The organism is Pseudomonas sp. FP1742, from assembly GCF_030687145.1.
GTDB classification, from domain to species: domain Bacteria; phylum Pseudomonadota; class Gammaproteobacteria; order Pseudomonadales; family Pseudomonadaceae; genus Aquipseudomonas; species Aquipseudomonas frederiksbergensis_D.
Genome location: NZ_CP117460.1, coordinates 5,643,395 through 5,655,408, shown reverse-complemented (window position 1 = coordinate 5,655,408; position 12,014 = coordinate 5,643,395). Strand labels below are relative to the sequence as shown.

At 53.7% G+C, this 12,014-nt stretch carries 6 protein-coding genes and 3 rRNA genes; all 9 read left to right on the top strand.

The window, feature by feature from the left end; all coding sequences use genetic code 11:
* The first annotated feature begins 393 nt into the window (after window positions 1–393).
* The 9 genes from PSH64_RS25580 (at window position 394) to rrf (ending at window position 11,911) form a co-directional block, all read left to right on the top strand.
* Entirely contained in the window at window positions 394–2,118 is a 1,725-nt protein-coding gene (locus PSH64_RS25580; RefSeq protein ID WP_105343904.1) for an acetolactate synthase 3 large subunit, read from the top strand.
* Window positions 2,119–2,120: 2 nt separating this feature from the next.
* Window positions 2,121–2,612: an acetolactate synthase small subunit gene (ilvN, locus tag PSH64_RS25575; protein ID WP_003205610.1), complete on the top strand. Its 492-nt coding sequence runs from the start codon at window positions 2,121–2,123 to the stop codon at window positions 2,610–2,612.
* Window positions 2,613–2,659: 47 nt separating this feature from the next.
* Window positions 2,660–3,676, top strand: a complete 1,017-nt coding sequence (ilvC, locus tag PSH64_RS25570) for a ketol-acid reductoisomerase (RefSeq protein ID WP_003185459.1) — start codon at window positions 2,660–2,662, stop codon at window positions 3,674–3,676.
* A gap of 145 nt (window positions 3,677–3,821) precedes the next feature.
* Entirely contained in the window at window positions 3,822–4,679 is an 858-nt protein-coding gene (gene pssA, locus PSH64_RS25565; protein WP_008006914.1) for a CDP-diacylglycerol--serine O-phosphatidyltransferase, read from the top strand.
* 63 nt (window positions 4,680–4,742) lie between these two features.
* Window positions 4,743–5,756 (top strand): protein-methionine-sulfoxide reductase catalytic subunit MsrP, encoded by a 1,014-nt coding sequence (gene msrP / locus PSH64_RS25560; RefSeq protein WP_305479095.1) that lies wholly within the window; start codon window positions 4,743–4,745, stop codon window positions 5,754–5,756.
* Window positions 5,756–6,376 (top strand): protein-methionine-sulfoxide reductase heme-binding subunit MsrQ, encoded by a 621-nt coding sequence (gene msrQ, locus PSH64_RS25555; protein ID WP_305479093.1) that lies wholly within the window; start codon window positions 5,756–5,758, stop codon window positions 6,374–6,376. The genes msrP and msrQ overlap by 1 nt, the downstream gene beginning before the upstream one ends.
* A 544-nt stretch (window positions 6,377–6,920) precedes the next feature.
* Window positions 6,921–8,459 (top strand): 16S ribosomal RNA (locus tag PSH64_RS25550).
* 304 nt (window positions 8,460–8,763) lie between these two features.
* Window positions 8,764–11,655: ribosomal RNA gene (locus tag PSH64_RS25545) — 23S ribosomal RNA — on the top strand.
* Between the two features lie 140 nt (window positions 11,656–11,795).
* Window positions 11,796–11,911 (top strand): 5S ribosomal RNA (rrf, locus tag PSH64_RS25540).
* Together the 16S, 23S and 5S rRNA genes form the textbook arrangement of a ribosomal RNA operon.
* Window positions 11,912–12,014 lie beyond the last annotated feature (103 nt).

Below are 12,014 nucleotides of genomic sequence, written 5' to 3'. Positions count from 1 at the left end.
CTTGTCATGAGTGCGCAATTGAAGCTAACACAGTTGCGGTTTAAAGGTTTTTTCTTGCGTTCTCATGCGCTTAGTTCGAATAAAGCACATTGACGGCTTGACTTGCGATGGGCGAAACAGAAGAATCCAAAGTCCGCTGTAGAGGGACTGCCAGAAGCAGACCCACTCGGTAGATCATGAGGCGCACATCCGCGCCGACCTGTTACACCCGCAACGCGTTACCTCGCGCTGGGTGGGAAAGGCCCGCAACACTTGGGACGATCCCAATACTTGCTCAGTCAGTGCTGACGTAGTCGGCGACCACCGTCGCTCATGCTCTGCCGAGAAGTAAACCTATTAAGACCCGTCCTCTTTGAATGTGGGCGGTATTCTGGCGTTTTAGAGGTGAACAACGTGGAGCTTTTATCTGGCGGTGAGATGCTCGTCCGCTTTTTGCGTGACGAAGGCGTCAAATATATCTACGGGTACCCGGGTGGTGCCGCATTGCATATTTACGATGCACTGTTCAAAGAACCGAGTGTTCAACACATTCTTGTTCGTCATGAGCAGGCTGCCACCCACATGGCTGACGGCTATGCGCGCGCCACTGGCAAGGCTGGCGTGGTACTGGTGACCTCCGGTCCTGGTGCGACCAATGTCATTACCGGTATTGCCACGGCGTACATGGACTCGATCCCGATGGTAATCCTGACCGCTCAGGTGCCGAGCTCGCTGGTTGGTACCGACGCGTTCCAGGAGACCGACATGATCGGTATCTCCCGGCCGATCGTAAAACACAGTTTTATAATCAAGCACGCGTCGGAAATCCCGGAAGTTCTGAAGAAAGCCTTCTACCTGGCAGAGTCCGGTCGTCCTGGTCCTGTGGTTGTCGACATTCCGAAAGACATGACCAATCCGGCCGAGAAGTTCGAATACGTCTTCCCGAAAAAAACCAAGTTGCGCTCCTACAGCCCGGCGGTTCGTGGTCATTCGGGTCAAATCCGCAAGGCCGTGGAAATGCTGTTGGCGGCCAAGAGGCCGATCATTTATGCCGGCGGCGGTGTCATTCTGGGTAACGGCTCCGCGCCGTTGACCGAGTTGGCGCAACTGTTGAACGTGCCGGTTACCAATACCTTGATGGGCCTTGGCGCCTATCCGGGCAGCGACCGTCAGTTTCTCGGCATGCTCGGTATGCATGGCAGCTACACCGCCAACCTGGCCATGCACCATGCGGATGTGATTCTGGCTGTCGGCGCGCGCTTCGATGACCGTGTTATCAATGGTGCGTCGAAGTTCTGCCCAAGCGCCAAGATCATCCACATCGACATCGACCCGGCTTCGATTTCCAAGACCATCAAGGCCGACGTTCCTATCGTAGGCCCGGTGGAAAGTGTACTGACTGAAATGGTCGCCACCCTCAAGGAAATCGATGATTCTCCCAGCAAGGAGTCGGTCGCTAGCTGGTGGAAGCAAATCGAAGAGTGGCGTGGTGATCGCGACATGTTCCCTTACAACAAGGGTGACGGCAGCATCATCAAGCCGCAGACCGTGATTGAAACCCTCCACGAAGTGACCAAGGGCGATGCCTATGTCACTTCGGACGTGGGTCAACATCAGATGTTCGCGGCGCAGTACTACCGTTTCAACAAGCCTAATCGCTGGATCAACTCCGGTGGCCTGGGCACGATGGGTTTCGGTTTTCCGGCCGCGATGGGCGTGAAACTGAACTTCCCGGACGCTGATGTGGCGTGCGTGACCGGTGAAGGCAGCATCCAGATGAACATCCAGGAGCTGTCGACCTGTCTGCAGCACGACCTGCCGGTGAAGATCATTCTTCTCAACAACGGCGTGCTCGGCATGGTTCGTCAGTGGCAGGATATGAGCTACGGTGCGCGTCACTCGCACTCCTACATGGAATCGTTACCTGACTTCGTCAAGCTGGCCGAAGCCTACGGTCACGTCGGTATGCGCATCACGGAGCTGAAAGATCTGAAGCCGATGATGGAGCAAGCGTTCGCCATGAAGGATCGCCTTGTGTTCATCGACATCAAGGTCGACGCTGGCGAGCACGTCTACCCGATGCAGATCAAAGACGGCTCCATGCGCGATATGTGGTTGAGCAAGACGGAGCGTACTTAATCATGCGGCACATTATTTCCTTGCTTCTGGAAAACGAACCGGGCGCTCTGTCTCGTGTAGTCGGCCTGTTCTCGCAGCGCAACTACAACATCGAAAGCCTGACCGTGGCACCAACCGAAGACCCGACTTTGTCGCGTCTGACGCTGACCACTGTCGGCCACGATGAAATCATCGAGCAGATCACCAAGAACCTGAACAAGCTGATCGAAGTGGTCAAACTGGTCGACTTGTCGGAGAGTGCTCACATCGAGCGCGAACTGATGCTGGTCAAGGTCAAGGCCACCGGCGCCCAGCGCGCCGAGATCAAGCGCACCACCGATATTTATCGTGGGCAGATCGTTGATGTCAGCGCCAGCGTGTATACCGTTCAATTGACCGGTACCAGCGACAAGCTCGACAGCTTCATTCAATCGATCGGCACTGCCTCGATTCTGGAAACCGTACGCAGTGGCGTCACCGGGATTGCCCGCGGCGACAAAGTACTGAGCATCTAAACCAAATTAGCGAATGGCCTGAAGGGCCAGATATAAAGGGGAAATTCATGAAAGTTTTCTACGATAAAGACTGCGACCTGTCGATCATCCAGGGCAAGAAAGTTGCCATTATCGGTTACGGCTCCCAGGGTCACGCTCAAGCGTGCAACCTGAAAGACTCCGGCGTTGACGTTACCGTCGGCCTGCGTAAAGGTTCGGCCACCGTTGCCAAAGCCGAAGCCCACGGCCTGAAAGTGACCGACGTTGCTTCCGCTGTCGCGGCTGCCGACCTGGTCATGATCCTGACCCCGGACGAGTTCCAGTCTGCCCTGTACAAGAACGAAATCGAGCCGAACATCAAGAAAGGCGCCACCCTGGCCTTCTCCCACGGTTTCGCGATCCATTACAACCAGGTTGTGCCGCGCGCTGACCTCGACGTGATCATGATCGCGCCGAAAGCTCCGGGCCACACCGTGCGTTCCGAGTTCGTCAAGGGCGGCGGTATCCCTGACCTGATCGCTATCTACCAGGATGCTTCGGGCAACGCCAAAAACGTTGCACTGTCCTACGCCGCCGGCGTTGGTGGCGGTCGTACCGGCATCATCGAAACCACCTTCAAGGACGAGACCGAAACCGACCTGTTCGGCGAGCAAGCCGTTCTGTGCGGCGGTACCGTTGAACTGGTAAAAGCCGGTTTCGAAACCCTGGTTGAAGCTGGCTACGCGCCGGAAATGGCCTACTTCGAATGCCTGCACGAACTGAAGCTGATCGTTGACCTCATGTACGAAGGCGGTATCGCCAACATGAACTACTCGATCTCCAACAACGCTGAATACGGCGAGTACGTGACGGGTCCGGAAGTGATCAACGCCGAATCCCGTCAGGCCATGCGCAATGCTCTGAAACGTATTCAGGACGGCGAATACGCCAAGATGTTCATCAGCGAAGGCGCCACCGGCTATCCTTCGATGACCGCCAAGCGTCGTAACAACGCCGCTCACGGTATCGAAATCATCGGTGAGCAACTGCGCTCCATGATGCCGTGGATCGGTGCCAACAAGATCGTCGACAAAGCCAAGAACTAAGTCACGAGTTTGTACGGAAAACGCGGCCTAGGCCGCGTTTTTTCGTTTGGATCCGCCGGTTCTGGTATAAAGCTGCATCGTTTGCGGTCGAACCGTCGTCCCAGACACCTGTCGAAACTTTCCACCCCGTTGCAAGGTAATGTCCATGAGCGAACGTCCCGAAGAGCCAAAGCAGGCTTCTGACGCCGAAAGCCTTCTGCCTATCGATGAGCACATCGAAGAAGGGCATGACGCTGAAGGCCGTAAAGTCCGGCATCGTGGTATCTATCTTTTGCCGAATCTGTTCACCACTGCGAACCTCTTCGCAGGGTTCTATTCCATCATCAACTCGATGAGTGCCCAGAGTGCCTTGAGTGCCGGTGATGCGATCGGTGCGAGCAAGTATTTTGCATTTGCCGCGATCGCGATTTTCGTCGCCATGGTGCTCGACGGCCTCGACGGCCGCGTTGCCCGCATGACCAATACCCAAAGCGCCTTTGGTGCCGAGTACGATTCGCTGTCGGACATGGTTGCCTTTGGTGTCGCGCCGGCGCTGCTGGCGTTCGGTTGGGCGCTGGGCGATATGGGCAAGGTTGGCTGGATGGTCGCCTTCATCTATGTGGCGGGTGCGGCGTTGCGTCTGGCGCGATTCAATACTCAGGTCGGCACCGCGGACAAGCGCTACTTCATTGGTCTGGCCAGTCCGGCTGCGGCGGGTGTGGTTGCGGGGATTGTCTGGGCGTTCAGCGATTACGGCATTCAGGGTTCCAAAATGTCGTTCCTGGTTGCGCTGATGGTCGCAGCCGCGGGCATGCTGATGGTCAGTAACATCAAGTACAACAGCTTCAAGGAGCTGGACTTGAAAGGGCGCGTTCCCTTTGTCGCGATCCTGGCGGTGGTATTGGTATTCGCCGTTGTGTTCAGTGATCCACCGCGCATCCTGCTGCTGGTATTCCTCGCCTACGCGGCTTCCGGACCGGTCCAGTACCTGTTGCGCCTTCGTCGGCACAAAAAAGCCGAGTGATGTAATTTCCCTCATACTCCGCAGTCTACGGGTGCATCTGTCCTCCAATGCTGCGGAGTTGCCATGCTGATCAAAGTCCCCAAAACGTCTGACTGTCACGAGTCGGACGTCACGCCTGAATCTTTCTACCTTTCCCGTCGCAGTGTATTAGGTGCCGCCGTTGCCGGTTTGGCTGTGAGCAGTCTGCCGCGTTGGGCGAGTGCCGACGACGCTGCGCGTTATGCCGATGTCGAGCCTGGCAAGGCGCCATCCTGGTTTGCCGAAAAGCTTCCTTCTACCAAATGGGGGGCGGTCAACGTCAAGGACGAGGCGATCACACCTTTCAAGGATGCGACCCACTACAACAACTTCTATGAGTTCGGTACCGACAAAGGTGATCCCGCGACTAACGCCGGAGCCCTGAAAACCGAACCATGGAGCGTGGTGGTGGACGGGGAGGTGGGTAAGCCGGGGCGGTATGCGCTGGAAGACTTCATGAAGCCTTATCAACTGGAAGAGCGTATCTATCGTCTTCGCTGTGTGGAGGCCTGGTCAATGGTCATTCCGTGGATCGGTTTTCCCATTTCGGCCTTGCTCAAAGAAGTCGAGCCGACGTCCAAGGCCAGATTCATTCGCTTCGAAACCTTGCAGGATCCCAAGAGTATGCCCGGACAGCGTTCCGGTTTTGCCCTGATCGATTGGCCTTATGTAGAAGGTTTGCGTCTGGATGAGGCGATGAATCCGTTGGCGATTCTTGCTGTAGGCATGTACGGGCGTGAGCTGCCCAATCAGAACGGTGCGCCGTTGCGTCTGGTGGTGCCGTGGAAGTATGGCTTCAAGAGCATTAAATCCATCGTGCGAATCAGTCTGGTCAGTGAGCAACCGAAAACCACCTGGCAGAGCATTGCCTCGGATGAGTATGGCTTTTATGCGAACGTGAACCCGACAGTCGACCATCCGCGTTGGACGCAGGCACGGGAAAGGCGTTTGCCGAGCGGTCTGTTCAAGCCTAATGTGCGGGATACGCAGATGTTCAACGGCTACGCAGATGAAGTCGCTTCTTTATATGCTGGGCTCGATCTGCGGAAGAATTACTGATGCGATATCCGTTCTGGCGTATCGGCGTCTTCATCGCCGCCGCGATTTGGCCGCTGCTTTGGTTGTATCAGGCCTGGGCGGATGTGCTGGGGCCTGATCCTGGAAAGGTACTGGTTGACCGTCTCGGGCTGGGGACGCTTGTCCTGCTTCTTATTACATTAAGCATGACCCCTTTGCAGAAGCTCACCGGTTGGTCGGGGTGGATAGCTGTCCGACGGCAGTTGGGGTTGTGGTGTTTCGCCTATGTGATGCTGCATTTAAGCGGTTACACGGCGTTCATCCTTGGCTTTGATTGGTCGCAATTGGGTATCGAGTTGCGCAAGCGGCCGTACATCATTGTTGGAGCGCTGGGGTTTGTCTGTTTGTTGGCGTTGGCAGTCACTTCCAATCGTTATAGTCAGCGGCGTTTGGGAGCTCGCTGGAAGAAGTTGCACCGACTGGTCTATGTGATTCTCGGGCTTGGGTTGCTGCATATGTTGTGGATCGTCCGCGCCGATCTGAAAGAGTGGGTCGTCTATACCTCTATAGGTGCATTGCTATTAGTACTGAGATTGCCGTCGGTAACCCGTCGAATCCCGCGTTTAATAGCCAAAAAGGCGCCGTCTGCGAGAAAGGCGTAATTAAGAGTTGACGGCAGATTCTGGACGTCTATAATTCGCCCCACTTCCGGCGCAGTCGAAACGGAAAACTCCTTGGTAAACAATGAGTTACGCAGTTTTCGGCAGCGGTTACGCTTCAGTTCATCGAGGCCAGAAGGAGTTGGTAAGGCAGTGTGTTGTCGCCTTGTTGACGGTTCGATCTTCTCGGTCGAAAGCGGAGAAAAAGAGGTGTTGACAGCAGCGAGTAACGCTGTAGAATTCGCCTCCCGCTGACGAGAGATCGGAAGCGCAAGTGGTTGAAGTTGCAAAGGAAACTTTGAAAACTTCGGAAAATAACCGCTTGACAGCAACAGAGGCTGCTGTAGAATGCGCGCCTCGGTTGAGACGAAAGCTCTTAACCAACCGCTCTTTAACAACTGAATCAAGCAATTCGTGTGGGTGCTTGTGGAGTCAGACTGATAGTCAACAAGATTATCAGCATCACAAGTTACTCCGCGAGAAATCAAAGATGTAACCAACGATTGCTGAGCCAAGTTTAGGGTTTCTTAAAAACCCAAAGATGTTTGAACTGAAGAGTTTGATCATGGCTCAGATTGAACGCTGGCGGCAGGCCTAACACATGCAAGTCGAGCGGCAGCACGGGTACTTGTACCTGGTGGCGAGCGGCGGACGGGTGAGTAATGCCTAGGAATCTGCCTGGTAGTGGGGGATAACGCTCGGAAACGGACGCTAATACCGCATACGTCCTACGGGAGAAAGCAGGGGACCTTCGGGCCTTGCGCTATCAGATGAGCCTAGGTCGGATTAGCTAGTTGGTGAGGTAATGGCTCACCAAGGCGACGATCCGTAACTGGTCTGAGAGGATGATCAGTCACACTGGAACTGAGACACGGTCCAGACTCCTACGGGAGGCAGCAGTGGGGAATATTGGACAATGGGCGAAAGCCTGATCCAGCCATGCCGCGTGTGTGAAGAAGGTCTTCGGATTGTAAAGCACTTTAAGTTGGGAGGAAGGGCAGTTACCTAATACGTAATTGTTTTGACGTTACCGACAGAATAAGCACCGGCTAACTCTGTGCCAGCAGCCGCGGTAATACAGAGGGTGCAAGCGTTAATCGGAATTACTGGGCGTAAAGCGCGCGTAGGTGGTTCGTTAAGTTGGATGTGAAATCCCCGGGCTCAACCTGGGAACTGCATTCAAAACTGTCGAGCTAGAGTATGGTAGAGGGTGGTGGAATTTCCTGTGTAGCGGTGAAATGCGTAGATATAGGAAGGAACACCAGTGGCGAAGGCGACCACCTGGACTGATACTGACACTGAGGTGCGAAAGCGTGGGGAGCAAACAGGATTAGATACCCTGGTAGTCCACGCCGTAAACGATGTCAACTAGCCGTTGGGAGCCTTGAGCTCTTAGTGGCGCAGCTAACGCATTAAGTTGACCGCCTGGGGAGTACGGCCGCAAGGTTAAAACTCAAATGAATTGACGGGGGCCCGCACAAGCGGTGGAGCATGTGGTTTAATTCGAAGCAACGCGAAGAACCTTACCAGGCCTTGACATCCAATGAACTTTCCAGAGATGGATTGGTGCCTTCGGGAACATTGAGACAGGTGCTGCATGGCTGTCGTCAGCTCGTGTCGTGAGATGTTGGGTTAAGTCCCGTAACGAGCGCAACCCTTGTCCTTAGTTACCAGCACGTAATGGTGGGCACTCTAAGGAGACTGCCGGTGACAAACCGGAGGAAGGTGGGGATGACGTCAAGTCATCATGGCCCTTACGGCCTGGGCTACACACGTGCTACAATGGTCGGTACAGAGGGTTGCCAAGCCGCGAGGTGGAGCTAATCCCACAAAACCGATCGTAGTCCGGATCGCAGTCTGCAACTCGACTGCGTGAAGTCGGAATCGCTAGTAATCGCGAATCAGAATGTCGCGGTGAATACGTTCCCGGGCCTTGTACACACCGCCCGTCACACCATGGGAGTGGGTTGCACCAGAAGTAGCTAGTCTAACCTTCGGGGGGACGGTTACCACGGTGTGATTCATGACTGGGGTGAAGTCGTAACAAGGTAGCCGTAGGGGAACCTGCGGCTGGATCACCTCCTTAATCGACGACATCAGCTGCTCCATAAGTTCCCACACGAATTGCTTGATTCATTGAAGAAGACGATAGGCCAACTATTTGAGATGGCCTGCAATCGTTAAAGCTTAGAAATGAATATTCCGTTGTGAATATTGATTTCTAGTCTTTGGCTAGATCGTTCTTTAAAAATTTGGGTATGTGATAGAAAGATAGACTGAACGTTACTTTCACTGGTAACGGATCAGGCTAAGGTAAAATTTGTGAGTTTAATCGCGAATTTTCGGCGAATGTCGTCTTCACAGTATAACCAGATTGCTTGGGGTTATATGGTCAAGTGAAGAAGCGCATACGGTGGATGCCTTGGCAGTCAGAGGCGATGAAAGACGTGGTAGCCTGCGAAAAGCTTCGGGGAGTCGGCAAACAGACTTTGATCCGGAGATGTCTGAATGGGGGAACCCAGCCATCATAAGATGGTTATCTTAAGCTGAATACATAGGCTTAAGAGGCGAACCAGGGGAACTGAAACATCTAAGTACCCTGAGGAAAAGAAATCAACCGAGATTCCCTTAGTAGTGGCGAGCGAACGGGGACTAGCCCTTAAGTGGCTTTGAGATTAGCGGAACGCTCTGGAAAGTGCGGCCATAGTGGGTGATAGCCCTGTACGCGAAAATCTCTTAGTCATGAAATCGAGTAGGACGGAGCACGAGAAACTTTGTCTGAATATGGGGGGACCATCCTCCAAGGCTAAATACTACTGACTGACCGATAGTGAACTAGTACCGTGAGGGAAAGGCGAAAAGAACCCCGGAGAGGGGAGTGAAATAGATCCTGAAACCGTATGCGTACAAGCAGTGGGAGCCCACTTTGTTGGGTGACTGCGTACCTTTTGTATAATGGGTCAGCGACTTATTTTCAGTGGCGAGCTTAACCGAATAGGGGAGGCGTAGCGAAAGCGAGTCTTAATAGGGCGTCTAGTCGCTGGGAATAGACCCGAAACCGGGCGATCTATCCATGGGCAGGTTGAAGGTTAGGTAACACTGACTGGAGGACCGAACCGACTACCGTTGAAAAGTTAGCGGATGACCTGTGGATCGGAGTGAAAGGCTAATCAAGCTCGGAGATAGCTGGTTCTCCTCGAAAGCTATTTAGGTAGCGCCTCATGTATCACTGTAGGGGGTAGAGCACTGTTTCGGCTAGGGGGTCATCCCGACTTACCAAACCGATGCAAACTCCGAATACCTACAAGTGCCGAGCATGGGAGACACACGGCGGGTGCTAACGTCCGTCGTGAAAAGGGAAACAACCCAGACCGTCAGCTAAGGTCCCAAAGTTATGGTTAAGTGGGAAACGATGTGGGAAGGCTTAGACAGCTAGGAGGTTGGCTTAGAAGCAGCCACCCTTTAAAGAAAGCGTAATAGCTCACTAGTCGAGTCGGCCTGCGCGGAAGATGTAACGGGGCTCAAACCATACACCGAAGCTACGGGTATCACTTAGGTGATGCGGTAGAGGAGCGTTCTGTAAGCCTGTGAAGGTGAGTTGAGAAGCTTGCTGGAGGTATCAGAAGTGCGAATGCTGACATGAGTAACGACAATGGGTGTGAAAAACACCCACGCCGAAAGACCAAGGTTTCCTGCGCAACGTTAATCGACGCAGGGTTAGTCGGTCCCTAAGGCGAGGCTGAAAAGCGTAGTCGATGGAAAACAGGTTAATATTCCTGTACTTCTGGTTATTGCGATGGAGGGACGGAGAAGGCTAGGCCAGCTTGGCGTTGGTTGTCCAAGTTTAAGGTGGTAGGCTGGAATCTTAGGTAAATCCGGGATTCTAAGGCCGAGAGCTGATGACGAGTGTTCTTTTAGAACACGAAGTGGTTGATGCCATGCTTCCAAGAAAAGCTTCTAAGCTTCAGGTAACCAGGAACCGTACCCCAAACCGACACAGGTGGTTGGGTAGAGAATACCAAGGCGCTTGAGAGAACTCGGGTGAAGGAACTAGGCAAAATGGCACCGTAACTTCGGGAGAAGGTGCGCCGGTGAGGGTGAAGCATTTACTGCGTAAGCCCACGCCGGTCGAAGATACCAGGCCGCTGCGACTGTTTATTAAAAACACAGCACTCTGCAAACACGAAAGTGGACGTATAGGGTGTGACGCCTGCCCGGTGCCGGAAGGTTAATTGATGGGGTTAGCTAACGCGAAGCTCTTGATCGAAGCCCCGGTAAACGGCGGCCGTAACTATAACGGTCCTAAGGTAGCGAAATTCCTTGTCGGGTAAGTTCCGACCTGCACGAATGGCGTAACGATGGCGGCGCTGTCTCCACCCGAGACTCAGTGAAATTGAAATCGCTGTGAAGATGCAGTGTATCCGCGGCTAGACGGAAAGACCCCGTGAACCTTTACTATAGCTTTGCACTGGACTTTGAATTTGCTTGTGTAGGATAGGTGGGAGGCTTTGAAGCGTGGACGCCAGTTCGCGTGGAGCCATCCTTGAAATACCACCCTGGCAACTTTGAGGTTCTAACTCAGGTCCGTTATCCGGATCGAGGACAGTGTATGGTGGGTAGTTTGACTGGGGCGGTCTCCTCCTAAAGAGTAACGGAGGAGTACGAAGGTGCGCTCAGACCGGTCGGAAATCGGTCGTAGAGTATAAAGGCAAAAGCGCGCTTGACTGCGAGACAGACACGTCGAGCAGGTACGAAAGTAGGTCTTAGTGATCCGGTGGTTCTGTATGGAAGGGCCATCGCTCAACGGATAAAAGGTACTCCGGGGATAACAGGCTGATACCGCCCAAGAGTTCATATCGACGGCGGTGTTTGGCACCTCGATGTCGGCTCATCACATCCTGGGGCTGAAGCCGGTCCCAAGGGTATGGCTGTTCGCCATTTAAAGTGGTACGCGAGCTGGGTTTAGAACGTCGTGAGACAGTTCGGTCCCTATCTGCCGTGGACGTTTGAGATTTGAGAGGGGCTGCTCCTAGTACGAGAGGACCGGAGTGGACGAACCTCTGGTGTTCCGGTTGTCACGCCAGTGGCATTGCCGGGTAGCTATGTTCGGAATAGATAACCGCTGAAAGCATCTAAGCGGGAAACTAGCCTCAAGATGAGATCTCACTGGGACCTTGAGTCCCCTGAAGGGCCGTCGAAGACTACGACGTTGATAGGTTGGGTGTGTAAGCGCTGTGAGGCGTTGAGCTAACCAATACTAATTGCCCGTGAGGCTTGACCATATAACACCCAAGCAATTTGCGCTTAAAGAGCCAGATTGCGGTGTGTGAAGACGCAATGAACCGAAAGTTCGAGAGCAACACACAAACTATCGCATACCCAATTTGCTGAAGCGTCGAAAGACGGTTCGGTACCCGAATTTCTTGACGACCATAGAGCATTGGAACCACCTGATCCCATCCCGAACTCAGCAGTGAAACGATGCATCGCCGATGGTAGTGTGGGGTTTCCCCATGTGAGAGTAGGTCATCGTCAAGATTAAATTCCGAAACCCCTATCTGCGTATGCAGGTAGGGGTTTTGTTTTGCCCGCAGGAAAAGTCTTCTTCTCTGGCAACACAAAATTGCACAGTTATTTTCGA

Coding starts and splice junctions, on each gene's coding strand:
- pssA (WP_008006914.1), top strand. CDS start 3,822: ATGAGCGAACGTCCCGAAGAGCCAAAGCAGGCTTCTGACGCCGAAAGC.
- msrP (WP_305479095.1), top strand. CDS start 4,743: ATGCTGATCAAAGTCCCCAAAACGTCTGACTGTCACGAGTCGGACGTC.
- ilvC (WP_003185459.1), top strand. CDS start 2,660: ATGAAAGTTTTCTACGATAAAGACTGCGACCTGTCGATCATCCAGGGC.
- ilvN (WP_003205610.1), top strand. CDS start 2,121: ATGCGGCACATTATTTCCTTGCTTCTGGAAAACGAACCGGGCGCTCTG.
- msrQ (WP_305479093.1), top strand. CDS start 5,756: ATGCGATATCCGTTCTGGCGTATCGGCGTCTTCATCGCCGCCGCGATT.